18 protein-coding genes are annotated in these 24,589 nt (G+C 63.4%); 9 read left to right on the top strand and 9 right to left on the bottom strand.

What is annotated here, in order from left to right:
- Window positions 1-890 precede the first annotated feature (890 nt).
- Genes D779_RS17870 through D779_RS17840 form a run of 7 tightly spaced genes read left to right on the top strand, consistent with a single transcriptional unit; the run spans window position 891 to window position 12,951 of the window.
- Window positions 891-2,822 carry a UvrD-helicase domain-containing protein gene (locus tag D779_RS17870; RefSeq protein ID WP_081763583.1) on the top strand — a complete coding sequence of 644 codons (1,932 nt, stop codon included), beginning with the start codon at window positions 891-893 and terminating at the stop codon, window positions 2,820-2,822.
- Window positions 2,822-6,028, top strand: a complete 3,207-nt coding sequence (locus D779_RS17865; RefSeq protein ID WP_157726443.1) for a helicase-related protein — start codon at window positions 2,822-2,824, stop codon at window positions 6,026-6,028. Before D779_RS17870 ends, D779_RS17865 begins: the two co-directional genes overlap by 1 nt.
- Window positions 6,015-7,850 carry a DUF1998 domain-containing protein gene (gene drmB, locus D779_RS17860; protein ID WP_043756700.1) on the top strand — a complete coding sequence of 612 codons (1,836 nt, stop codon included), beginning with the start codon at window positions 6,015-6,017 and terminating at the stop codon, window positions 7,848-7,850. The genes D779_RS17865 and drmB overlap by 14 nt, the downstream gene beginning before the upstream one ends.
- An 18-nt stretch (window positions 7,851-7,868) precedes the next feature.
- On the top strand, window positions 7,869-9,614 hold the full coding sequence (locus D779_RS17855) for a nuclease-related domain-containing DEAD/DEAH box helicase (RefSeq protein WP_043756699.1): 1,746 nt from the start codon (window positions 7,869-7,871) through the stop codon (window positions 9,612-9,614).
- Window positions 9,595-11,484 carry a hypothetical protein gene (locus D779_RS17850; protein ID WP_043756698.1) on the top strand — a complete coding sequence of 630 codons (1,890 nt, stop codon included), beginning with the start codon at window positions 9,595-9,597 and terminating at the stop codon, window positions 11,482-11,484. The genes D779_RS17855 and D779_RS17850 overlap by 20 nt, the downstream gene beginning before the upstream one ends.
- Entirely contained in the window at window positions 11,481-12,254 is a 774-nt protein-coding gene (locus D779_RS17845) for a hypothetical protein (RefSeq protein WP_043756696.1), read from the top strand. Before D779_RS17850 ends, D779_RS17845 begins: the two co-directional genes overlap by 4 nt.
- Entirely contained in the window at window positions 12,247-12,951 is a 705-nt protein-coding gene (locus D779_RS17840) for a hypothetical protein (protein WP_043756694.1), read from the top strand. Before D779_RS17845 ends, D779_RS17840 begins: the two co-directional genes overlap by 8 nt.
- 55 nt (window positions 12,952-13,006) lie before the next feature.
- Here D779_RS17840 and D779_RS17835 read toward each other — a convergent pair whose 3' ends face one another.
- The 6 genes from D779_RS17835 to D779_RS17805 all read right to left on the bottom strand — a co-directional run bounded on the left by D779_RS17835 (window position 13,007) and on the right by D779_RS17805 (window position 19,154).
- Window positions 13,007-13,408, bottom strand: a complete 402-nt coding sequence (locus tag D779_RS17835) for a very short patch repair endonuclease (protein ID WP_269747403.1) — start codon at window positions 13,406-13,408, stop codon at window positions 13,007-13,009.
- Window positions 13,409-13,421: 13 nt separating this feature from the next.
- A complete protein-coding gene (locus tag D779_RS17830; RefSeq protein ID WP_043756690.1) occupies window positions 13,422-15,014 on the bottom strand; it encodes a DNA cytosine methyltransferase in 1,593 nt (530 codons plus the stop codon).
- 996 nt (window positions 15,015-16,010) lie between these two features.
- Window positions 16,011-16,346 carry a helix-turn-helix domain-containing protein gene (locus D779_RS17825; RefSeq protein WP_043756744.1) on the bottom strand — a complete coding sequence of 112 codons (336 nt, stop codon included), beginning with the start codon at window positions 16,344-16,346 and terminating at the stop codon, window positions 16,011-16,013.
- Window positions 16,347-16,431: 85 nt separating this feature from the next.
- Window positions 16,432-17,694 carry a Y-family DNA polymerase gene (locus D779_RS17820; RefSeq protein WP_081763588.1) on the bottom strand — a complete coding sequence of 421 codons (1,263 nt, stop codon included), beginning with the start codon at window positions 17,692-17,694 and terminating at the stop codon, window positions 16,432-16,434.
- Window positions 17,695-17,699: 5 nt separating this feature from the next.
- On the bottom strand, window positions 17,700-18,179 hold the full coding sequence (locus tag D779_RS17815; protein ID WP_456297600.1) for a LexA family protein: 480 nt from the start codon (window positions 18,177-18,179) through the stop codon (window positions 17,700-17,702).
- A 687-nt stretch (window positions 18,180-18,866) separates the two neighbouring features.
- A complete protein-coding gene (locus tag D779_RS17805) occupies window positions 18,867-19,154 on the bottom strand; it encodes a hypothetical protein (protein WP_043756686.1) in 288 nt (95 codons plus the stop codon).
- A 288-nt stretch (window positions 19,155-19,442) separates the two neighbouring features.
- Between D779_RS17805 and D779_RS21290 the strand changes: the two genes are divergently transcribed.
- Window positions 19,443-21,272 (top strand): tetratricopeptide repeat protein, encoded by a 1,830-nt coding sequence (locus tag D779_RS21290; RefSeq protein WP_052348241.1) that lies wholly within the window; start codon window positions 19,443-19,445, stop codon window positions 21,270-21,272.
- Between the two features lie 5 nt (window positions 21,273-21,277).
- On the opposite strand, the gene D779_RS17795 is transcribed toward D779_RS21290, so the two are convergent.
- The gene (locus tag D779_RS17795) at window positions 21,278-21,763 is read right to left on the bottom strand and encodes a thermonuclease family protein (protein ID WP_157726442.1); all 486 of its coding nucleotides are present in this window, start codon (window positions 21,761-21,763) and stop codon (window positions 21,278-21,280) included.
- Between the two features lie 152 nt (window positions 21,764-21,915).
- Complete coding sequence (locus tag D779_RS17790; RefSeq protein ID WP_043756685.1) at window positions 21,916-23,013, bottom strand: metal-dependent hydrolase; 1,098 nt, start codon at window positions 23,011-23,013, stop codon at window positions 21,916-21,918.
- A 68-nt stretch (window positions 23,014-23,081) separates the two neighbouring features.
- Here D779_RS17790 and D779_RS17785 point away from each other — a divergent pair, with 68 nt between their 5' ends.
- Entirely contained in the window at window positions 23,082-23,546 is a 465-nt protein-coding gene (locus D779_RS17785) for a hypothetical protein (protein ID WP_052348239.1), read from the top strand.
- Here D779_RS17785 and D779_RS17780 read toward each other — a convergent pair.
- Complete coding sequence (locus tag D779_RS17780) at window positions 23,532-24,524, bottom strand: P-loop NTPase family protein (protein WP_043756684.1); 993 nt, start codon at window positions 24,522-24,524, stop codon at window positions 23,532-23,534. The genes D779_RS17785 and D779_RS17780 overlap by 15 nt on opposite strands.
- Window positions 24,525-24,589 lie beyond the last annotated feature (65 nt).

The following is a 24,589-nucleotide window of genomic DNA, read 5'->3' as shown; positions in this document are numbered from 1 at the left end:
TACCATGGCAAGCTCCGCATAAATTATAACCCTATGGTTATATTATATAACCTATTAGAAATAATTCAAGGAAACAAACACTTACCGATGGAAGGGCAAAGCGCCGACCGAGCAGGCGGGCACGAAGCGCCCATGCTGATGCGAGCACCCGTTCCCCCTGGGGGGCGGAGGGGGGATCTAAATCTTCAGGCGTGACCGATTCAATGCGCTGCGATGAGGTTGGGGAGTGCTGCGGTGATTGGGCGCATTGAAGCGGACACCTCCTTAGCCTTGGAGCGCGACAACAGCCGCTGAGGAGACCATGCCGACGCTTCACACCCGGCAGGATCAGTAGCCGGTTGGCCGGGGTGGAGTGGAGCGCAGGGAGGAGGAACGACGACCGTAGCGGAATGGAACCCCGGACAATTGGCTACCCTGCCGCAGGGTGTGAAGTGGCGGAATGGTCTCCGGGGCTTGCAGGTTGAATGACGCCCTTCTGCATCGTGGAGCTTGCGGAGCGTTGCCGTCTTACCGCATCTCGGGTCGCTGATTGGGCGCAACTTGCGCGCTCCTGTATTCAGCATCCACCAAGGCTACCGTTGGATGGCAAGGCCGCGAGTCACGAAAACGAGAGGAGTGCGATATTTCCCACGGAAATAAGGCGGGGTATACTCAAAATGCGAGATTTGCGAAAGCCCAACACCCAATCCACGTGGCTTCGGCGCGGATGAACTTTAGCTAGTCTCGATGGCACCAACCAGTATTTACTTCAGCATCTCCAAAGCCCGCTTTTAGGGGGGCTCCTTGTTAACCCGCTGACCGAGTTACCCAAGGGAGGCTGAAGACGCAAGCAGCCAGGTGCCACCTTGGACATGGAGCTGGGATAGTCCAGTTGATCATTAGGTGAGGATTTGGCGGTAGCACCGCAACAACACGCGTTTTACCCGGCCTCGGTAAGCTGGCGAGAGATCCCGACTTGGGATGGCGACCAGCTCATAGTCATTGAGGCGCAACCCTGTACCCGCAATCTGATCTCCGCAGGTCCAGGCACCGGCAAGACAGAGGTTGCCTGTGCCCGCGTTGCGCATCTGCTGGAAGCAGGCATTCCTGGATCAGCGATTTGGTTTGTCAGTTTCACTCGCACGGCAGTCCGCGAGATCCGCGACCGTATGGAAGTGCTCGCGAAAGGCAATTCTGAGATACTCTCGGTGCGCATCAACACCCTGGATTCGCAGGCTTGGCAGCTTCGCCAAGGCTTTGGTGTCGAGGATACCGGGAGTCTGTTTGACGGCTATGAAGCCAGCATCGACCGAGCAACGGCCTTGTTCAATGCCGATAATGATCAACTCGCCGATTACCTCTCGAGAGTCAAGCACCTACTTGTAGACGAGGCCCAGGATATCGTGGGCACCAGGGCTGAAATGGTACAGGCACTTATTCGGGCGCTGCCACGCGAATCCGGCGTCACGGTTTTCCATGATCCGGCGCAGGCGATCTATGGCTTCACCGCAGACGCAGTCATAGATGCCACGGCATTGCCCGGCCGCCTGCTCGCCGCGCCCGACCGAACCGGCTTCGTCGAGATGCAGCTCAGGACAGTGCATCGCACGAGCTCACACTCACTGCGCAGCATCTTCACGAAAACGCGCCGCATCGTGCCCGTCGGGCCGGCCGCGAAACCCGCGGACTATGCAGCACTGCGCGACTCCATCATGATGCACGCGGACAGCGTGATCACCACTCCGGACCACGGGACCTTCAAGGGAGACACATCGGCCTTTATTCTGTTCCGCACGAGGGCGGAGGTACTCCAGGCATCCTCCATGCTGTGGCAATCGGGCATCGATCACCGTGTGCGGATGTCCGGCCTGCCCGCTCTGGCGGAGCCCTGGATCGGCATACTGCTCAGGGACCACACCGGCAGATACCTGCGGGAGTCGCAATTCCGGGACCTGTGGCAGGAGCGCATCCCCGCCGCAGCACAGCACGACACGGAAATCTGCTGGCGGACACTGAACCGCCTCGCCGGAACCGGACGGCGCGGCATCGACATAGGGCGCCTCGCAACCCGGCTCTCCCGGAATCCCCCGCCCGTGGAAGTGACGGTAACCGAGCCCGGACAGCCAGGGCCGCTGCTCGGAACCATCCACGGCTCCAAGGGGCGGGAGGCCGACACCGTTCTTCTGGCGCTGCCACCCGCCGATGGCTTCAGGCCCGAACAGGCTGCGGAGCTTGCGGAGGAGTGCCGGGTCATGTTTGTCGGCGCAACCCGCGCCAGAGGCACCCTGCACGTCTGCGATGCGAAAAAATCCTATGCTGGAATCCTCTCGCAGGACGGACGCGCAGTCCGGAAACTGAGCAAGCACAGCAAAGGCATGCCTAGGGCGCAGGTGGAGATCGGGAAGACACGGGACATCAATGTACGGCTGCAGGTCTCCCAGTTCGGCAACGCCTCCACCGAGGACACGTATCAGGCGCAGCGGCTGCTCTGTGAGCACGCATGGTCATCTGCACCTCTGACTGCGCGCATGGAGGGCCGTGGAAACTGGACCTATCAGCTGTTCCTCACCGATGATGACCATGCCCCACCCATCGGCTTCCTGAACGGAGATGAGGTCAATAGAGCCCTGTTCAGCGTTGCCAAGGGTTTCGGACCGCGACACAAACTGCCGGACGAGATACGCCATCTCTGGGTCATCGGCAGCGGGACCGCCGCGATTGCGCCCGATGACCCTCTACGTCAGGAGCTGCACCAGCCCTTCGCAGAGTCGGGGATTTTCCTTGTACCGGTGATCTCCGGCTTTCCCACCGTAATCTTTCCATGGAAGATCAGGAGATACTGATGAGCGCAGGCCCACCGGGAAGACACGTTCGCGAGCAGTTGCTTGAGCGTCTGATACGGGATCTTGTCGGTCCGGACGCAGAGGGTGAGTGCCTGGCCGACCGCCCCACCGACCGCTATCTCACCGGACTTCTTTATCCGCAGGAGGCACGAGCCGGCGCCGAGGAGGACGAGAACATCGCCACCGACGGGGACGCGGACACGGAGGATTCGGCGGACACCCAGGTGTCCATGGCCACGACCATGCGACCGGCATCCATGGGGCTATCTTTCGCAGCAGCCTGCGCGAGCGGCACCCCGGAGGTGGATGTCGAGGTCTCCTGCGCACGCTATGAATTCCGCGCGAATGACAACGAAGCGCATCAGGACGACCCTGACGCCGGAGCAGATCGCCCCGACCAGGATGTGTCATCCGCCTGCTGGCAGCGCATCGGCTGCAATCTGACGCTCAAGGGGGTCACGCTGGACCCCGGTCACCGCGGGATCCCCTTGGCTCAGCATGACGCAGGCATGGCGGGGCTTGAGCTGTACATCCAGACATCATCGTTTTCGGACGGCTTGCTGGCGACTGTGGCACTGGTCAACCGGAACAGAATCAATGGCGATGATGGCCGTCGGGAGATCATCGGGAAAACCTGGTTCCAGACCTGCGTCAGTATCACACCCTGCAAGGACACGACGCTGCCGCCAAAGCCGCCTCGCGCGGCCTCATCCGATGAGGACGCCCGCAGCGCGGCACTGATCTACCGCGACGCTCATGAGTTCGCCGTCGGCCACACCTGCTCGGCAGTATGGGAGAGCGTGGACGGCCGGGCCACAAAGGTCGCGACCGCATGGATACCGAGCCACGTCGTGCCCGAGACCAGCGCCAAGGGCCACCGGGTGCTACAGGCACTGACAAAGCGCGCGGACGGGAATCCGCTGTCGGCAGGATGGCTGACCAGTGCACCGGATTCAAAACTCGCCGCAGGACTCGCAGCCCTGGCTGACGCCTACAGCGGATGGATCAGCTCTGAGCGACAGCGCATCCCGACGATCCCGCAGCATCTGCGCACACAGGCCGGCAGGCACCTGGATATCTGTGAAGAGGGCGCGCAGCGCATGCGCGGTGGTGCGGCCCTGATTGCGACAAACGCAGAGGTCCGCAGGGCATTCCGGCTAGCCAACCTCGCGATCCTCACACAGCGCCAGTGGAGCGATCCGGCCTGCACGGACTTTGAGTGGCGCCCGTTCCAGCTCGGGTTCATCCTGCTGTCGCTCGTATCGGTTGCCGACCGCACCCATGACGAGCGCGCAATCATGGACCTACTGTGGTTCCCAACCGGTGGAGGCAAGACGGAGGCCTACCTCGGGCTCACCGCATTCACGCTGTTCCACCGGCGGCTCTCAGCGAAAACCCCGGAACAAGGGGTTGGCGTGGCCGTCATCATGCGCTACACGCTGCGGCTGCTCACCATCCAGCAGTTCCAACGCGCGGCGGCGCTGATTCTTGCCTGCGAGCATCTGCGTCTGACCGGTGCTCCGGGGCTCTGCGATGCCGGCGACCTAGGCGTAACTCCGTTCTCTCTAGGGCTGTGGGTGGGGGCATCCAGCACACCGAACAAGTTTGACGAAGCAGCCAACGCGCTTGCGAACGGCTCTCACAGCACACCGGCCCAGCTTACGAGCTGTCCGTGTTGCGGGGGGCCGCTGCGATGGTATGCCGACCGAAACGCGGGGACGGTCCGCCCCACATGCCGGGGCAAGAAATGCGACCTAGCTGCAGCAGGAACGCTGCCCATCCTGACGGTCGATGAGGATATTTACCGGGAACAGCCCTCACTGCTCATCGGCACGGTCGACAAGTTCACGCAGATCACGCGTCGTACTGACATCGGACAGCTATTCGGCCGCAGCACCGGCCAAGCCCCACCCGACCTGATCATCCAGGATGAGCTCCATCTCATCTCCGGGCCTCTTGGCACACTGACCGGACTCTACGAGATCGTCGTGGATGAACTGTGCTCCCGCGACGGTGTGCGCCCGAAAATCATCGGCTCTACCGCAACCATCCGCCGTGCGTCGGAGCAGATCCGGCAGCTCTTCGACCGTGAGACCTACCAGTTTCCGGCCCCGGGCCTGGATGCCGCCAGCTCCTGCTTCGCGGAGGTGGACAGGGAGAGCTCCGGCAGGCTCTACGCTGGCATCACCACCGCGGGCCGGTCGCCCAAGTTCTCGCTGCAGGCCGCCTGCGCCTCCCTGCTTCAGGGGGCGGCTGATCCGGCTTTGACGGATGACGAGCGTGATCCCTACTGGACACTTGTCGCCTATTTCAACTCGCTGCGCGAGCTCGGAGGCGCGCTTGTGCAGATGCACGACGACGTGCCGGACTCGATCCGGCTGTACGCCGGCGTGCGTGGCGAGGAGGAGCGCAATGCCGAGGTGATCGAGGAACTCACCAGTCGTGTCAGCTCCGCCGAGATCCCGCGCATACTTGAGGATCTGGGAATCACCGTCACCGCCGGCGATGCACTGGACATCGTTCTGGCGAGCAACATGATCAGTGTTGGCGTCGATGTGGGACGACTTGGTCTGATGGTGGTCAACGGTCAGCCGAAGGGGATCGCAGAGTACATCCAGGCGACGAGCCGCGTCGGCCGTGGAAAGGTGCCCGGATTGGTGCTCACGGTCTACAACAGCGGCAAGACCAGGGACCGCGCGCACTTTGAGACCTTCAACAGCTGGCATGGCAGTCTGTACCGCGATGTGGAAGCTGGCAGCGTAACTCCCTTCGCGCCGCGCGCCAGGGACCGGGCGCTCCATGCAGTGCTGGTCGCACTGGCAAGACATCTGGTGCCTGGACTCGGGAAGAAGCCACTGCTGAACCCGACCACCGAACAACAGGTGCGGCAGCTATTTCCCATACTGATCAACAGAGTGAGGTCATGCGACAGCGGCGAGGAACAGGCAACAGCAGATGCGCTGGACAGGGCCGTGGGCGCCTGGGTGGCAAGAACCAGCCTCGAGAGATACTGGGATGACCGGCACCCCGACCGGAGCCTGCTGATCTCGGCTGAGAAGGATGCGGCGAACCGCGCCGCCGGCCTTGCCCAGCTGCAGGCCTGGCCGACCCCGAACAGCATGCGCAACGTGGAACCGTCCTCACGGTTCGTGATGATCGAACGCCTCAGCACCAACCACGGAGGAACCGGAAATGCCGAGGAATGAACTGGGCGACATCCGCCGCAGCGCGGTCATCATGACGGCGGGACCGGGCGCGGTGGTGGACTTCAGACTGTCGAATGCCGACGGCTCGAGCGCGCCCGTCTCCGTGGTGGTCGCAGGCCTCGAGGAGTGGGACCGCAACGCCCCGCCCGCGGGTCTGACCAATGAGCAGTCCGTCTTCGAGGAACGGCTCCAGAAGAAGCTGCGGGTCGACGGGTTCCGGCTGCCTCCGGTCGATCCGGAGGAGGACAACCCACGCGGTCCCAGGCTGCTCGGGGTGCGCTTTCCAACCTGGCTCCAGTGCCCGGGCTGCTCAACCATCCGGCCGGCCACAGAATGGAGCCAGGACCCTGGCAACCCGGCACTCTACTGCGCCCGCTGCACTGCGGAGGCGCCGGGCAGACGGAAGGAATTCGTCGTGCCGGTCCGGTTCATCACGGCCTGCGAACACGGCCATATCGACGACTTCCCCTGGCATGGCTGGGTCGGCCATCGAAAGGACTGCAAACGGAGCAGGCCACTGCGTCTGATCAGCGAGCGCGCCGGTCTTGCGGGACTCGTCGTGACGTGCGACGACTGCGGCGCCCGCAGGAGTCTGGATGGCGTCTTCTCCCAGGATGCCTTGGACGGCCTCGTGACTTGCCGGGGCAAATCGCCCTGGCTGGCGCAGGCACCGGAGGACTGCGACCAGACGCCCAGGGTGCTCCAGCGCGGGGCGTCCAACCTGTATTTCCCGCTGCTCCACTCCTCGCTCAGCATCCCGCCTTGGTCCGATTCGCTGCAGAAATCCCTCGGGCAGTTCTGGGCGCCGATCGTGGCAGTGAAGGATGCAGCCCAGCGGGCGCAGTTCATCGCCACCCTGGCCCCAATGCTCGCAGGCATCGGACTGCCTCCGGCTGAGATCGCAAAGGCGGTGGAGGACCGGCTCCGGGTGCTTGAACAGGTAGACCCGGAGGATCTCCGCTGGGATGAATGGCTGCAGTTCACCGGAACCGACAGCACAACGGATGATCCGGATGATGAGTTTGAGGCAAGACCGGTCACGGTTCCGTCCGATCTGCAACCTTACATCCAGCACATCGTCCAAGTCGTCCGGCTGCGGGAGGTGCGCGCGATCAGCGCATTCACACGGATCAATCCCCCGGAACCCGGAGGCGGAAACGATGACTCACAGCTCTGCCGGATACAGAGCGGACAGCTCAACTGGCTTCCGGCAGTCGAGATCCGCGGCGAGGGCATCTTTCTGTCGCTGGACATGGACGCGGTCTCCGTCTGGGAGAGCCTGCCGGCCGTGGCCGGGCGCGCCCGACTCGTGAACGAGCGCTACACCGAGGACTGGAGGCGGCGCACACAGCAACCGACGCCACCACGGACCATCACGGCGCGCTTCCTGCTGATCCACTCCCTCGCGCACGCGGTGATCCGACAGCTGTCGCTGGATTGCGGCTACCCGAGCGCCTCACTGCGCGAGCGCCTCTACGTGTCGGATGGTCCAGAAGGCATGGCCGGTGTCCTGATCTATACGGGTGCACCAGATGCGGAGGGCACACTGGGTGGTCTGGTCAGACAGGGCCTGCCGGACCGTTTTGAACCCATGTTCAAGGCCGCGCTGGAGTCGGTGGTCTGGTGCTCCTCCGACCCCCTTTGCAGCGAGGGCATCATGTCTGCCTCGGAGGCATGCAATCTCGCTGCCTGTCACTCCTGTCTGATGCTGCCGGAGACGTCCTGCGAGGAGTTCAACCGATTCCTGGACCGGACCGTGCTCATGGGCAGCATGAACGAGCGGGCGACGGGCTTCTTCGGATTGATGGCAGACCCCACCTGAGGCTAATGCGGGCTATCCATGGCGGTGATGTATCCAACCCCTCTGCCCAACTATGTGCTGGCGGACCCGCTGCGCTCCACTGAAGTCCGTGTTCACCGTCTGCTCGAGGCCCAGCTGCCGGATGAATGGCATGTCTTCTATTCGCGTCCGTGGCTCGGTCTGCACCCCGACGGTGGCGAAGTCGAGGGTGAGGCGGATTTCGTCGCCGTTCATCCGAAGACCGGCATGCTGGTGCTCGAGGTCAAGGGCGGCGTCGTCTCCCGCAACGGCACCACCGGGGAGTGGACCAGCCGCGACCGGCACGGCATTGTCCACTCCATCAAGGACCCTGTTCGCCAGGCCGGCAGGAGCCGGCACCGGCTCCTGGAGAAGATACGCGAATCAAGGCTCTGGGACCAGGGCTTCCTCAACGCGCGCCATGGTGTCGTCCTGCCCGACTCCGGCAGACCGGAACATGACCTTGGTCCGGATATGCCGCTGCGGATCTTCGCGTTCATGGACGACTGCAAGGAGCTGGGCAAATGGGTCGAGGGGCGCCTCGCAGCGGACCCGGACCCCCGGGCCACTCCGCCGGGACCACGCGGTGTTGAGGCGATTCGCCGCCTCTTGGCTGCGGACTTTGAGCTGACCCCCACACTCAGGAGCGCTTACGAGATCGCGGAGAGGCGCATCGATCGGCTCACGGCGGAGCAGTTTCAGCTATTGGAACAACTCGCCTGCAACCCGCGTATGATCATCCGCGGTGGTGCCGGCACTGGAAAGACCATGCTGGCCGTCGAGAAGGCGATGCGGCTTGCGGCCGCCGGACAGCGTACGCTGCTGACCTGCTACAACCAGCCACTCGGCCACCATCTGCAGCGTCTTTGCTCCGGGGTTGCCAATCTCACAGCAAGGTCCTTTCACCAGCTCTGCCGACAGTGCGCGGCGCAGGCGGAAACACTTCCGGCAGGCAGCGGCGAAGGCCGCGATTATTTCGAACAGACCCTGCCCCAGGCACTCCTGGACGCGGTGGAGACTAACCGGTCATTACGATTCGACGCCATCGTCGCGGACGAGGGCCAGGACTTCCCGGGCAGCTGGTGGGCCGTGCTCGAACTCTGCCTCACGGATGCAGAGAACGACCCCTTCTACATCTTCCTCGACGACAACCAGCGGGTTCATTTCCGGCAGTCGGACGCACCGGCCTATCCCGCTTTCCTGCTGACACAGAATCTCCGTAATGCCAGGGAGATCTTCACCGCCGCCGCACCACTCTATTCCGGTGGCGTCTGGCTCGGTTCGGGTCCGACAGGCGGATCCGTCAGCTTCATTGAGGCTGAGACTGCGGGCACTGCCACCGCCCGCCTGCGGCAATGGATCGGAAGGATGACGAATCGGGAGCGGCTCGCCCCCCGCGATCTGGCAATCCTCTCGCCGGATGCCGCGATGGCCGGGATGCTGCGAAACGCCGGCGTGACCGGGGGGATTCCATCCTGCGCCGCGCACGAGGCACGGGACAACGCGATCGTCATCGACTCTGTGCGCCGCTTCAAGGGCCTCGAGCGCGCGGCTGTCGCCGTCTGCTGTGTTGACCAGTTGGTCTCCAGCACCGAACTCATGTACGTCGCTCTGACACGGGCTCACCTTGGGCTGACGCTCATCGGCCCGGCTGCGGTTCTCGGGGAACTCAAGCGCACCATCGCCACCGGAAGCGGATCTGCCAACTGCTGTGGCACCGGAAACGAACACAACCACCAAGGACAAGATGCTCTGGAATTACCTTGAACGCCGGATCAACGAGGTTGAAACCGGGATCACGCAGCGCGATCAGTTCCTCAACGAGGAACTGAACCTGGCCGACACCCTCGTGCGCGAGGCCGTCCAGAACTCTCTCGACGCAGTCGACGTTGGTCCTGTTTCCGTGCGCTTCCGCCTGCTCAGCAAATCGGATGGACTAGACAGCGAATACCTCCTGCGACTGCTGGAAGATCACTGGGAGCATGCAGAGGCGGCAGGTCTGGACGTGGAAGCTGCCCGGTCCCGGGAGCCTTCGGTGCTGGTCATAGAGGACTACGGCACCACCGGCCTCACCGGCAATCCGCATTCCTGGGGCGACGGCAGCTTCCAGGACTTCTGGCGACGTCACGGCCTCTCCCACAAGAGCGGAACCAGTCGCGGCCGCCACGGCCTTGGAAAACTCGTCTTCTCATGCGCATCCGGAGTCGGCGCCTTCTTCGGGGCAACGCTCCGGCGTGGTGAACTCCACCCGCACCTGATGGGGCAGTGCGTCCTCAATCTCCATGACCTCGATGGCAAACGCTATCTGCCACACGGCTTCTACTCGGATGTGCTTAAGGACGGCCCGACTGCAGGCCTCCAGGTGCCCGTGCTGGACCAAGCCGCGGTGCGGCAGTTCTGCGACACCATGGGTATCCGCCAGGAGCCCCGCCCGGGGCTGTCGATCGTGATCCCGTTTCCGCTACCGTCCCTCTCAATGCAGCAGATGACTGCGATCGGGATCATCAACTACTTCTTCCCGATCCTGACCGGCCAGCTTGTCCTCCGCTTCGGGGATGAGATCCTGGACGCGGACTCACTCCGCAGCATGGCCGAAAGCCACGCGGGAGGGCATATCCGCGATGCGGATGACCTGTTCACCTTCATCGGAAATGTCAGCCGCCTCCTTGATCGGGACCTTCCCACCCTGCCCATCGGCAGCTGCTGGCAGAGCAACGGGCGGCTCACAGCCGACGATTTCCCAGAGGGCCTGCTGGAACAGGTCAGGGAGGAGTTCGAGCGGGGCAGAACCGTCGGCCTCCGGCTGCCGGTGCAGATCAGCCACAAGGAACGCGGACGGGAAAGATCATTCATCCAACTCTTCGTGCAGCGACCGGGAAACCTGCGCCGCGGGCAGGATTTCTATGTCCGCAGCGGGCTCACCCTTCCCGGGGAGGCAAAATTCGCGCCCGGGGGCCGCAATGCGTTTGGTGCACTGGTCGCCGAGGACAGACCGGTCGCCAGCTTCCTGGGGGATGCTGAAAACGCATCCCACAGTCGCTGGAACGGCAACTCGGAGAAGCTCCGCAACTATCGGAGCGCGGCGAAGACGCTCAGGGCCATCCGCAACTCGCTCGTGCAGTTCCATGATCTCCTGGCGCGTGCCGTGGAGGAACGCGACGACAGCGCCCTGAAGGATGTGCTCTGGACGCCCGGCAGTGAGGGGCCGGGTGCCAGAGGAAAAATCGCCGGGGAAAAAGGTGCAACACCCGGCGGTCAGACTGACCCCAAGCCGCCGCCCGTCAGCCCACCCAAGGCACGTCGCCAGCTGTTCGCTATTGAGAAGGCCGAAGGCGGCTTCACCCTGCTGCCGAAGGATGTCACCATGGCAGACCTGCCGATCGGCGTCCGTATCGAGGCCGCCTTCGACCGCATCCGCGAAGACCCCTTCAGACGCCACGATCCCGCTGATTTCGACTTCACCCGGCGCGGTGATGTGGCGCTCACGATACGCAACATCGAGACTCGCAAGGTCACCGCCAACTCCATCAGGCTGAGCATCACGGACCCGGATTTCACGTTCACCGCCACCGGCTTCGACGTTCACCGCGACCTAGTCGTGCGCCTCAGGACCGAACCCCTGGAGCCTATGGAATGAAGAGCCGGATCAACCATACCGGCCGCAAAAGCATCCCCTACAGCCGGATTCACCTGCAGGTGACCGGTGCAGACATCGGCCGTCCGCGCCTCACCGCATCGATCAATCTGGAGGAACTCGACCTTCCTCCAGACGCAAGGGTTCACCTCGAGGCGTATCACAGGGAGATCACGCAACGGTTCGACTGCGGCACTGTCGCTGCATGCATACCGCCGGAGGATGTTGAGCTCTCCGAAGTTGCCCAGGGGGGAAGGCACCTGTTCCGCCTGAAGGTCGTCTCGCCTGCCGGCGCCGGCCACCGCCTTCTCGCTACCGCGGAGCGCATGCAGGCACACGAGGGTCCCGCCAACCTCGACAACCGCGAGTCCCTGATCACAGTGGTCGCCCGCGAGCACACGGGCGGCGTCCCCTGGGCACTCGAGATGGATACCGAGGAGCAGCCTGCGCTAGTGCTGAACAGTGCGATTCCTGGCGCCCTGAACAGGATCAGGACCGACGCCGTCTTCCGCGCCCTGATCCTTCCGGCGCTCGTCCGCGAAGTTCTCACATGGATCTTCGACCGCGGGGACGGTATGGGCGCCTCCGCCGACTCCTGGCAGGGGCGCTGGATTGAGTTCGGGACGCGCGTCACAGGTGGAACCAACCCGCCTGTCGACGGCGACCCGGCGGCCATCGGCATCTGGGTTGAGGCCGTTGTGTCGGCGTTCTGCACGGACTTGGGGCTCTGCGATTCCCTCGCTACCGCTGCGGAGGAGTCAACCCATGGCTGAGATACGGCGTCTCAATTCCGCAGGCACAAGAGCCTTCATGGTGTGGCTGGCTGCTTTGCGGGCCGGCGAGGAGACAACCATTCCCATGGAGCTGCTCACCGATCCAGAAACCTCTGAGGCACTGGAGTTCCGCGCCTTCACCGGCCCCGACACCCTATCCAGCCGGTACGAGCTCGGCCAGCGGCTGGCCGGCTCCCTCGGCCCTCACGACCGCGGCGCCATCACAAACGATCCCGGGGTCTGGAACTGGCTCGCGCTGTTCTTCTTCGAATCGCTTTGTCCTGTACGATCCGACGGCGTGTTCATGCCGGGTGAGGACGCCAATTTCATCCTCAGCCCTTCGCATCAGAAGCGACCCCGTCACGCCGTGCGTACCACCTACGTCCTCGTAAGGGAGTACGGTGATAGGGTCCGGTTCCTATTCTCTAAGCTCCGCGAACGCGGCGAACTGCTGGAGCAGATCGCGGCCACTCAGTACCTCTGGTCATGCCGCGGGGTCATTGAGGCCGCCAGCGTTCTTTACCAGGACGACATCACAGAAGGATTCAAGCGTGGCGCGGCGAGCAAGGGACCTGGATCGGCGCGTCGATTCCGTGACTACCTCAGCCAGCTCACGCTGACCTACGACCTCCACGGGATGACAGCGGAAGAGATTCTGGAGATCCTGCCCCGGGAGTATGAGAGGTTTTTGTCGTAACTGTTTCAAGTTTACCGATTGGGTTTGGCACGCCCCGGCAAGCTCGTCAGCATGCTCATAACATGCCTCCGAGCAACATGACGATTTGCCCGACCACCACATCCGGCTCCCGCCTTACCTCATGCTCCCAGAACCGCAGCACCCGCCAGCCAAGCTCTGTCAGCTCGCTGTCGACGCGCCGGTCGCGTTCGCAGTTCGCCGAAATCTTCGCTTCCCAGAACTCCCGGTTACTCCGTGGCATCCGGAAGTGCTCAGGACAGCGGTGCCAGAAACAGCCGTCGATGAACACGGCAACCCGCTGATGGACGAAGACCAAGTCAGGGCGCCCGGGCAGCTTGTGGCCGATGCGGTAGCGGTATCCGAGGGCAAACAGTGCCCGGCGAACGACGAGTTCAGGCTTTGTGTCCTTGCCGCGGATGCGCGACATGCACCGGCTCCGCTGATCCGGTGTGAGCACATCGCTCCGGCTGTCAGGTTCCGACACAGCTCACGTTGACTTTAGCTTCCCGGACCGAGTCGCGTTCAATGAAGTCGAGAAGGAGTTCTTGCACCACCTCTGCCAGCTTTCGTGCCAGCAGTGGCGGGACGGCATTGCCGATCTGCTCGAACTGCCTCCCTCTTGGCCCCTCGAAGAAGAAGTTGTCAGGGAAGGTCTGCAACCTTGCAGCTTCACGCACCGTGAGACTCCGGCACTGCGTGGGATCAGGATGGATGAAATAATGCCCGTCTTTGCGCAGATGCGCCGTGACTGTCGTGGCAGGCCGATCCCAGCACTGCGCCCGGAACCGGTCATCGAAGTCCACCCGGCCGTTGCGCTCCCTTATTGCACTCGCGTGCCTCGGCAGGAGCTGCGCGGGAAAGTGCCGTAGTTTCGGCGATACACCATGCACCAAGCTGTAACACGCCACGAACAGGTACCGCACCAGATCGGGAGACATATGCGCCCGGCTCTCGTGCTGCGGCAGCCCTTCCAGCCGGTCATCGCAGAACCAGCGCGCCAGCTTAGCGGGGCGCGTGCCTCCGCGCACGAAGCTGCCGCCTCTGGTTAGCCTTTCGTCGATCGCGTCGACCGACTCAAGCATCGCATCCCGGACGCGTGAATCGGTGAGTTCGGATAGCACACCGCTCTCATGTAGAGCTTTGCGCAAAGCGGAAAGCCAAGCGCTTCCGTCTGTTTCATCGGACGAGAGCGCACTGCGAATTTCGGGCATGCCGCCAATGACGTCCGCGACGCTCAGCTGAGCCGCTTCCTCCACAGTGGAGGAGAAAGAGCCCGGGGCATAATCGTTCCGTATACCCAACAAGATCACCCGATGACGGGTCTGCGGAATACCGTATTTCTCCGCCTCAATGAGATAGTCAGCCGGCTTGAGCGAGAAATCTCCAAGCGCCGGGGTGCTGAACGAGAAGATGCTGTAGCCACGCGTCACCGCGGGCCGCGGGAGCTTGCGCCGGGACGCAGGTAGCAGCGCGCTCCATGGATCTCGCAGATCGCTCAGAATTCGCGGAAAGACATGCTGTTCCTTGTGCCGTGAACTGAGAATCCCCTTGACGTTTTCCATGACGAAAACTGTCGGCTGAAATGCGGCGACCACTTTCAGATATTCGCGGTAGAGAGTATGTCTCTTGTCATCAGCGAAGCCCTCAAGTTTCGCCATCCGCGACCGGCCGATGGTTGAGTATGCTTGGCATGGTGGGCCACCTAGCAGGACCCAGTGGCGATGGCCCTCAACGGCCCGTGACATTCGGTCGATGACGAGGCGGGTGTCCACCTCCTTCAGGTCTGCCATCCAGGTTCGACGGCGCGCCTCGCCAATCTGCTCAGGGTAGGCGTTGAACAGCTCAGCTTCCGACACTTCGTTACGAACATAGGCGTAGTAGAGATCCGGAGCCTTACCGGCAGGGAACTGGCGGAAGAAATTCCTCAGCTGCAGCGTCCTCACTGCATGCAGGTTCTTCTCAATGGCCAGAGCGATGTCGAAGGTTAGCCGCCCGCCGCAGGTCGCAAAGCCCTCATTAAGACCACCAGGTCCCGCAAAGACATCAATCGCGGGTATCTTCAACTCGCTTAATCCTTCTCGAAAAATTTATCTTCAAAATCAATTGCTTAGCGTTATCGCCCCGCTTCGCTACAACTTTGATCTCAATCAGGGCAAGAAACGATCAGCCGTTTGTCCAACATCTCCGATATCCACCTTCAGGTATCAAGTTCCGCCTTTTTGAGAATTCCGGGCTCAGCAGTTAATCGAAGTCGAGGGGCTTCAGCTGGTTTACGGAAATCAGGTGAACCCATCCTCCCCCTCTTAGGCACAGCGCCCCTTCACAAGGGCAACACTTCATCTCAGATCTCAGCCACCCTGCTTAACGCAACGTTGAAGGTCGCATCATCGAAATGGATAACGGGCGAGCTATGCTCAGCCTGCTGCAGCGTTGGAATTACGTTTTGTGCGGATTCCGGACACGGAGTCGAGTGATCGCTATCGCCTTCCGGGTTGATATGGTCAGCAAAACCACGAATGGCGTCGCGGGTACCCCCTTGGCGGATGCCCACAGTCACGGCCCTCAGTACGACAGGATCCGGATCCCATCGTCTAGGTCCAGAGACCACGCATAGTCTTATAGTACCCGACGCACGACAATTGGCGAATCCCAACACAGCGTCGTCTCGCCTTGCCTTGCCTTGCCTTGCGCGATGAAGCGCTTGTAAGCCGAACCAGGTACAGCTGCAGTGGTCAAGTCCCAGCGGACAAGTTGTTAAGCTGCGTTCGCCTTTGCCTCGAACTCTACTGGGCTGACATAGCCTGGATAGGAGTGGCGGCGCTTGGCGGTCGAGGACGCGGGGCGGCGAGACTGATCACGAGCACCATCGCCCGCGCGCGCCTGCTACCGCCCTCTCAGCCACGCCGACGCCGCGCGCGCGGGCGGTCGAGACCCCGCCTTCAGGCGGGGGCGAGTCGTGCGCGCGGATGCTGGGTGCCGCTGCGGCTCGTATAGCGTTGGGGGAGCGTCGAGCGCGATGGCTGGCGTGGTTGTCGGCGAGGTGCGCGAGGTCGAAGGCGTTACGCGGGGAGTTCGCTGGCAAGCGTCTCGGCCAGCATCAATAGCGTCCTCTGGCCGCGTGTGTCGGTCTTGCGGTAGGCGTCGATCAGGCGTTGCTCTTCATCGGTCAAGGGGGCGCCTTCCTCGCCGAGGCAGAGCAGCCAGCTCGGGCTGATATCGCCCAACGCCTGGGCAAGAATCACCGCTTCTTGGATGCCCATGCGTCGGGTTCCTTGCTCGTAGTTGCTGATACGGGATTTGCCCAAAGCGCCGCCGGTCCGCTTGGACAGATCACCGAGACTGAGTTGCTGTCGATCGCGCACGAACCGCAGCCGACGCCCGATCTCGCGGGTCAAGTCAGATCCCGCCCGGTCTCCGGTGACTTGGGTCGAATCCGGTCGCGTGTCAGCTTCCGTCATGCTCTGATCCCTCTCCAGCATTTCAAGTGGCCCAAACCCAAGGCAACCCTGTCCAGCAAGTCGTCGAAACCTTGGAGATCATCCGCGCCTTGCGGTGCCAATGGATCCCGACCAGCTCGCTCCCAAAGCGGAGGGTATCGCGACCGAAGCGCGTGTTGATGGCATCGAGGGTCGCCATGCGTTGGGCGCTCTGCTCCGCCCCGCCCGGATCGACGAAGAAATCTCCCTGCCCGAGCCGCGCGGGAGCCAGATCGGGCAGCAGGACCCCGGCCTTACGATAGGCATTGCCATGGCGCCAAAGCCGCTTGGCGCCCTGGATCGCATGATGGATCAGCGCCGAACTGTCCTGCGTCGGCTGGACGAAGGGAAGCGTGATGGCGTTGCTGTAGAAGGGACGACTGGTGTCGAAGGGATCGGTCTGGATGAAGACGGTCAGCGCCGGTGCGGCCAGGCTCTGCGCCCTGAGCTTCTCGCCGGCACGGGTCGCGAACCGGGTCACTGCGGCGCGCAGCCCGCCCCACTGGGTCACGGCGGCGCCGAAGCTACGCGAGACGCGGATCTGTCGGCGTGGCGGGGCCATCTCCTCCAGGGCCAGACAGGACTGTCCGCGCAGTTCCCAAACCAGGCGCTCCACAACCACGCCGAGCTGTTGGCGCAGCCCTTTGGGACCGGCCTCGCGCAGGGCCAGGGCATCGGCGATGCCGAGCGCGCGCAGGCGTTGCCCCCAACGCTTGGAGATCCCCCACAGATCCTCGACCGGCGTCGCCGCGAGATGGGATTCGGGCTCGGTCAGGCGCGACCAGTCGAGCACCGGACCATCGGGGCTCCGGCCTTGCTTGGCTAGCCGGTTGGCGAGCTTGGCCAGGGTCTTGGTCGGGGCGATGCCGATCGAGACCGGGATGCCGGTCCACTGGCGCACGGTGCGGGCGATTCCCAGACATTCCGCCGTCGGATCCGGCGATCCGCCCAGATCCAGAAAGCACTCGTCGATCGAATAGACCTCGATCCGCGGCGCGAATCCGGACAGGACCTGCATCACCCGCCGCGAGAGGTCGCCGTAGAGGGCGTAGTTGGAGGAGAAGACCTGCAGCTGCTCACGCAGCCGGGGCTCGAGCTTGAAGAAAGGAGCACCCATGGCGACGCCGAGCGCCTTGGCCTCGTTGCTGCGGGCGATGACGCAGCCGTCGTTGTTCGAGAGCACCACGATCGGCCGTCCCTCGAGGTCGGGCCGGAACAGCCGCTCGCAGGAGGCGTAGAAGTTGTTGCAGTCGACCAGGGCCAGCATGGCGCTCAAAAGGAGCGCACGGCATGGGCGACCACACCCCAGATGAAAAGCTCCTGGCCGTCGCGGATCTCGAGCGGCGGATAGGCCGGGTTCTCGGCCATCAGCCACACCCGCTCGCCCTCGATGTGCAGGCGTTTCACCGTCAGCTCGCCATCGACCACGGCCACCACGATCGCGCCCGACTTGGGCTCCAGGGCGCGATCGACCACCAGCAGGTCGCCGTGATGGATCCCGGCCCCGGTCATGGACTCGCCCTGGACCCGGACGAAGAAGGTGGCGGCCGGATGCTGGACCAGGTGCTCGTTGAGATCGACGCTCGCCTCGATGTCATCGTCGGCCGGCGAGGGAAAGCCGGCAGCGATGCGTGAGCTGTAGAGCGGCAGGGGCAACCGCGAGGGTGACGGGGTAAATCCCTGCGCCTCCTCGGGACGACGCCCCAAGGGACGGGCGGCGAGCCAAGCCCGCACCGCCGGGAGTGCGCTCACCGGCAAGCGGATCGGCTGGGTGGGTTCACCATAGGCGCCTGAGCCTGATTTGCGGCCGGCACCTGGGCGAGCTCCACCGCGTCGGGTTGTGGGTATATCGGACATGATCATCGGCGGACGCTTTGAAAGCGGTACGATAATCATAGTTCGGAGAAGGAGCAACAGCCAACGGCTTGCAAGCGGTTGATCCAGGTGATGAGCTCTCGTCGGGCGTTCCCCCCAGCGGGGGGACAGGGGGGAGATGTCCACAGAGGTCGTGGCTATGTATTCCCCCTTGAGGGGGCTGGGGGTGATCGAGGTCGGTGGGCTGACGGCGCGGGAAAGGAGTGACCGGCGGGGTTTGCCGGGCACGACCCCGCGACGGCAGACCGGCCTTGGAGCACAGCGACCCCGAGGGGTGCGGGGGCTCCCGCATCTCAAGCCGGTCGTGGCCGAACGGCTGTTGGCGGTGTGCCAAGAGCCGGGCGGACGCGCGCAATGCACCCCCAGCGGGGGCCGGGGGGGAGATGTCAGAGTCGGTCGGGACGGGCGCGGCGCTTGCCCAGGGTGGCCGGGGCCGCCACACCTGGATTAAGCGGCGAAGGCTCCGGGCGCACTGGATCTGCAAGTGCCGTGAACGGCACGGGCAGCGATCTCCAGGGTTCGGACTGGTAGCGAGGTGCTTGCAGGTGACCCGGGGCGATGAGCTCAGGACTTGCTGCCGATCGCGAGCAACTGCTCGAGAAGCTCGGGCCGGTCCGCCAGGACACGCTTCAGCACATCGATGACCGGATCTCGGCGAGGATCGGGGATCAGCGACGCGGGGGGATGGCTTGTCAGCTCCGCCCAGGTTCCCGCGAAACCGGCGAGCCATTCGCGCTGTATCTCGCGGTCGTCCAGCGGCGGGAAGCAGCTCGAGTCGTCGATGATGCCATCAAAGATCCCCGAGCCAGCCTCGAACCAGCTTATCTCAAGGTCATCTTCCAGAATCGGCATGGTGCAAACTCCCCTGTCTGTCGTGGTGAGCGCTGAGGGTGATTCTTGTCCATAACCCATAACCCATAACCCGAACCAACTTGCGGTGGATCAACGACTAAACCCGAGTCTTGCCGCAGTGTTTGCCTTCGTCCTGCACCTCGTGCCGAGGATAATCTTGATCGCGTAACTTCCTTCCAAGACACCTTCGGCATCATCGGGAAGCCTCGAAGGTCTATTCGGATAAGCGGCTACGAGCCGTCTTTGCCCAGCGGCATAGAAAAGCCGCGTCTTCAGGGAGTCTGTCTGATGCAGGAGTACTTTGGATTTGCTGTTGAGGTCTACGAGGGGTTTCTCAACCTCAATGCCACCAATCAGGTTGCTTGGTCCGCGACGGTCGCCGCTCCACTCGCCTCGGTGCTCTACGGAGTGATACGTCTAGCAACGCGGAAGCTCAAACACAAGATGACGCTGATCAAGCAAGAGCTGGAACAAAGCGACCAGCTCAGCCGAACACGACAGCAGCGGATCGCGCAGCTCGAAAAGGAGATCACGGAGCGCGACGAGACGATCCAGGTCCTGGAGGCGATGCTGCCCAGTACATGCCTGGCGATCGCCGAGCGCGAGCGCAAGGATGGGAACGAGGAGCGCGCTATCCGTGTTCTTGGCCAGGGGCTCGAGGCCCTGCGCGCGGATCTGTATGCCTGCTGCCTGGAACTTGCGGGCTATCATGTCAGCCTGCTGCCGGACTACGGTACAGAAGCACTGGACCAAGCCGAGCAGCTTGCCCGTATCGCCAACCTTCTGCAGCCCGAGGCAAACCCAGCTCGGGAACTGTTGGCTGAGATTCTCGCCATCCGTAGCGAGCAGCAGCACGCACAAGGGGACACCATCAAGGCCGATACACTTTGGATAGAGGCGACCGATTTTCTAAGCGGGCAAGCTGCACCAATCGATCTAGCCGACCTTGTGATGCTTGGTGATGCGCAAAAGAGGGCTGGCCACTATCGAACAGCTGAAGCGATCTTAAACCGTGCGCAGATGCTGGCCGAACGGATGCTTGGAAAGATGGCGTCCGAGACTCTGGTAATTCGGGGGAAGCATGCAGAGGCGGTCGGACTTGCCGGCCGATATCAGGATGCATTGGAGCGATTCGCCAAGCTGCTACCGCTCCAAGAGCGCGTGCTCGGCGCCGAGCACTCCGACACGCTCGCGACGCGAAACAATCTTGCTGTCTATACAGGCGAGGCCGGCGACACCGCCGGGGCACGCGACCTCTTGGCCAAGCTGGTACCGCTCCAAGAGCGCGTGCTCGGCGCCGAGCACTCCGACACGCTCGTGACGCGAAACAATCTTGCTGTCTATACAGGCGAGGCCGGCGACGCCGCCGGGGCACGCGACCTCTTGGCCAAGCTGCTGCTGCTCCGAGAGCGCGTGCTCGGCGCCGAGCACCCCTACACGCTCTCGACGCGGGGCAATCTCGCCGTCTGGACAGGCAAGGCCGGCGACGCCGCCGGGGCACGCGACCTCTTGGCCAAGCTGCTACCGCTCCGAGAGCGCGTGCTCGGCGCCGAGCACCCCGACACGCTCTCGGCGCGGGGCAATCTCGCCGCCTGGACAGGCGAGGCCGGGGACGTCGCCGGGGCACGCGACCTCTTGGCCAAGCTGCTACCGCTCCGAGAGCGCGTGCTCGGCGCCGAGCACCCCGACACGCTCTCGACGCGGGGCAATCTCGCCGTCTGGACAGGCGAGGCCGGGGACGCCGCCGGGGCACGCGACCTCTTGGCCAAGCTGCTGCCGCTCCAAGAGCGCGTGCTCGGCGCCGAGCACCCCAACACGCTCGCTACGCGGGGCAATCTCGCCGTCTGGACAGGCGAAGCCGGCGACGCCGCCGGGGCACGCGACCTCTTGGCCAAGCTGCTGCCGCTTCAAGAGCGCGTGCTCGGCGCCGAGCACTCCGACACGCTCGAGACGCGCAACGATCTTACTTTCTGGAGCAACGAAGCACAAAAGTCGGTCGCACCCAACCCGAAAACGTCAGTTCAAGACGACAGTGATGCAGATAAGGCACCTTGGGAGATTCACTACAGCCTGAGCATCCCCGACTCTGATCAAGGGAAGACTGATGCTCCGGTCTGACCCCGTCACCGCCGTTGTCTCCACTCCCATGGCCGCTGCTGATCGCCCGGATGCGCCCAGATACCTCGTTTGACGGCTCTGGCTCGACCCTGCGCCGCGAAGAATCGTGCCTCCGAGCAGTATTTCGGATAGACGGCCGCGCGACCGGCCTCGACCATCGCCAGGTTCAGGCTCGTGTCGCCGTCGAACACCTCGCCGACGATGCGCCCGTAGCGGTCGCGGTCGTGCTCGACGAGACGCACGGTCTTGGGGGCGATGCGGCGCAGATAGTCGCGGCTCTCGGTGCCCCAGGGCTTCTGCCCCATTTCCGGGGTGTCGATACAGTACAGTCGGACCTTGACCTTTTTGTTTCCGCCACACGTCGCCCGCAGCGTGTCGCCGTCGTAGATGCTGCTGATGGTGCATTCGCTCACGGGTCGGAGAAAGAACTGGAAGCCGTCCCCCAGCAGCCAGGGGAAAGCGATCCCCAGTCCTGCCACGATCCAAAACACGGTGACTCGCTGATGATGCGGAACCAAACGATGCCAAGGGATGCGGAATCTAGCCATGTCAGCACCTCTAATCGTTACGTTATAACGTAAATATTTTCATCGCCTCAAACTCTGCTACGCAAGCTCGCGTGTCATTTCGGCTGGCCCTGATGTCATCTCAACCAGCGTTCGAGCAGCTCTGGCGTGGCCGCACCGACGGGCTTGATCGGGTTCTGCTCGGGCAGCGATGCATCCGGTGCGTGCCGCACCTGCAAGGTCAGATCGACGTTGCGCAGGCTGCGCCCCTGGAGCTTGTCGAGGATCGCGGGAGTGGCATAGGCGAAGGTCAGAGCGTCGGCGGTCACCTCCAACGTCGGCGGCTCGGGCTTGATGCCCTCGGCCTGGGCGGTGCCGAGCAGGAAGACCGCACCGGTCTGGCTCAGGGCCTCGGTGCGCTCGCGCAGCTCGGCGACGCTGATCAAGGACGTGGTGACATTCACCGTCGAGGTCTTGATCGGCTCGCCCCGGGTCAGCTCGGCGTGGGCGCTGTACCAGTTGCAGGCGCTGCCCGCGCACAGCGAGCGCGGTCCTTCCGGCGTCTCCAGGATCAACCCCGCCTCGCGCCACGGCCCCATGACCGCATAGGTCCCCGAGATGTCCCGATCGGTGCGGTTGTCCTTCCCTCGCACCTGGACGGAGAACAGGAAGTCGCCCTTGTGCTGATCGTAGTCGCGGCGAACCATCTCCAGATCGCCGAGCGCACCCCGCAGCAGTCCCGCCGTGCCCTTGCCGGTCTGGGCCAGGGGCATCATCACCACCCCGACCAGGATCATGATGACCAGAAAGCCCATCTCGCCGCCCTTCGCCAACTCCATGCGGTAGTCGGGATTGCCCGGCAGCACGCAGCGGATGCGCGCGGGCCAGAACCAGGCCACGCCGCCCTTGGTCATCATATCCGCCCAGGAGTGCGAGACCCAGCCGCTGAGGAGCGCAAGGGCGAAGCCGAACGGCAGCAGCCAGAAGGCCAGCAGACCCGCGAGGATCTGGACCAGCAGGGAATGGGTCATGCTGCGATGGCCGAAGTACCGCTCGAGGAAATCCGAGGTCAATCGCAGGATGTGACCGACATAGCTTGCGCGGCTGTCGAGATCCGGCAACGCCGCACCCAGCAGGGCCACGGCGGCCTCCTCCGGCGTGGGCGGATGCGCGGCCACCACGCAGGCGGTGAGGTAGGTGGTCTGGGCGAAGAGGAGATGGGTTGGAGTCAGCATCCTGATAAGCTCGTGCTTCAGAGTCGAGAGTTCATCGCTCCTATTGCTAGGCTATTCGAGTCGACACTATGAAACGCTACGATTGGACAGCGCTAAACCGAATTCAGAAAGGGACATTCGGGGAATATTTCGCAAAAATGGAGTTCACAATGTTTGGCGCAGAAGTTTACACCTCTGAAGTTGACGACAGAGGAATCGATTTTGTTTGTAGGTTCCCTAACTCCGGCTTCTATGAGGTTCAAGTCAAGACTGTTACCGACATGAACCTCCAATTCGTCAATGCGGATAAGTTCAAGGCTACGGGTCATTTTCTGGTCGTCCTGGTCAGGCTTACGTCTGAGAGCGCGCCGGAGTTGTTTGTTTTTCGAGGAACAGACTGGGACTCGCCTGATGGGATATTGAAATTCAACGCCTACGAAGGTAAAGAATCGAAGCCTGCCTATGAAATTCGATTAAGCAAATCGAGGCTGGCCGATCTTCAGCAATACAAGCTCGAATGCAAATATGCAGAGCTCAATTCATCGCCCACGTAACCGCATCATCCGCCCGAAGTACAACAAAAGGTAAAACATGCTGGTCCCGACTCCCGCCATCACCATCAGCTCCTTCATCCCCATCCCGCGCGAGATGTAGCGCAGCGCCATGAATCCCACCGACAGGATCACCAGCACCGGCGTCATGTCGAGATAGGTCAGCGCGGCGTCGTGGCTCATCTCGCGCAGGGTCGCCCGCGTCACCGAGCGTTCGACCAGGGCGAAATCGAGCAGCCCTTGGACGGCGGCAGGGATGCCGTTGGAGTCGCGCGCCACGCCTCGGATGAACGCCTTGCGGATGCGCGGTGACTCGAACGCGACCGGGTGCGTGTCCAGCCACTGCTCGACCCAGTCGCGCACGTCGGGGCTCACCAGCGGCTTGAGATCGACCGTGAGCTGGAACTTCCACAGCAGGCGCTGAATCCGAACCCGCCGGTTGTCGGCGTCCAGCGCCGCGCAGAGCTGGCAGCGCTCGGAGAGCTGGGCCAGGTACTCCGCTTGCGTCGGCGGCACCTCGAGGGACTCGACGAACAGGATCACATCGTCGCGATGGTCCAGCGCGCGCAGCAGCAGCGCCATCTGATCGGCGACCGGCTCGCGCGAGAGGGTGCGGCGGATGTGGCGGAACTCGACGTTGCCGGTGCGCTCTGCCACGGCGCGAAAGCGTGGCGGGATCAGCCGCTCGGGCACCTCGAGGCCGATCGCCTCGTGGATCTGCTCGGCGAGATCCGCGGCGAGCTGCTTGGGTGTCGCGACCGAGGGGGCGAGACAGATGCGCTGTCCGGCCAGCTCCTCGCGCACCTTCCCGAGCAGCGTCCGCTTGCCGATCCCGGCCCGGCCCTTGACGATGACCGAGGAGCCAGCGAGCAGCGCGGTGCTGATCTGGCTGATCTCCAGGCGACGGCCGACGAAGATCCGCGCTTCCGGCTCGGCCTGGCCCTCGGGCGGTCGCGGATCGGTTCCGGGCGCCGCGCTCATCGCGTCATCGCCTCGAACAGCACCCGCAGCCGCTGCCACTCGACGCCGCCGTAATGGCGGGGCAG

Origin of the sequence: Imhoffiella purpurea, assembly GCF_000585215.1 — a bacterium.
In the GTDB taxonomy this organism is placed as follows: Bacteria; Pseudomonadota; Gammaproteobacteria; order Chromatiales; family Chromatiaceae; genus Imhoffiella; species Imhoffiella purpurea.
Note: the sequence above shows the minus strand (reverse complement) of the source record. Positions and strands in the feature narration are given on the sequence as shown.

What these genes read in the sequence shown, in the direction of transcription:
- D779_RS17785 (WP_052348239.1), top strand. Translation starts at nt 23,082, where the DNA reads ATGAAACGCTACGATTGGACAGCGCTAAACCGAATTCAGAAAGGGACA.
- D779_RS21290 (WP_052348241.1), top strand. Translation starts at nt 19,443, where the DNA reads ATGCAGGAGTACTTTGGATTTGCTGTTGAGGTCTACGAGGGGTTTCTC.
- D779_RS17805 (WP_043756686.1), bottom strand. Translation starts at nt 19,154, where the DNA reads ATGCCGATTCTGGAAGATGACCTTGAGATAAGCTGGTTCGAGGCTGGC.
- D779_RS17845 (WP_043756696.1), top strand. Translation starts at nt 11,481, where the DNA reads ATGAAGAGCCGGATCAACCATACCGGCCGCAAAAGCATCCCCTACAGC.
- D779_RS17865 (WP_157726443.1), top strand. Translation starts at nt 2,822, where the DNA reads ATGAGCGCAGGCCCACCGGGAAGACACGTTCGCGAGCAGTTGCTTGAG.
- D779_RS17790 (WP_043756685.1), bottom strand. Translation starts at nt 23,013, where the DNA reads ATGCTGACTCCAACCCATCTCCTCTTCGCCCAGACCACCTACCTCACC.
- D779_RS17820 (WP_081763588.1), bottom strand. Translation starts at nt 17,694, where the DNA reads ATGCTGGCCCTGGTCGACTGCAACAACTTCTACGCCTCCTGCGAGCGG.
- D779_RS17855 (WP_043756699.1), top strand. Translation starts at nt 7,869, where the DNA reads ATGGCGGTGATGTATCCAACCCCTCTGCCCAACTATGTGCTGGCGGAC.
- drmB (WP_043756700.1), top strand. Translation starts at nt 6,015, where the DNA reads ATGCCGAGGAATGAACTGGGCGACATCCGCCGCAGCGCGGTCATCATG.
- D779_RS17840 (WP_043756694.1), top strand. Translation starts at nt 12,247, where the DNA reads ATGGCTGAGATACGGCGTCTCAATTCCGCAGGCACAAGAGCCTTCATG.
- D779_RS17850 (WP_043756698.1), top strand. Translation starts at nt 9,595, where the DNA reads ATGCTCTGGAATTACCTTGAACGCCGGATCAACGAGGTTGAAACCGGG.
- D779_RS17780 (WP_043756684.1), bottom strand. Translation starts at nt 24,524, where the DNA reads ATGAGCGCGGCGCCCGGAACCGATCCGCGACCGCCCGAGGGCCAGGCC.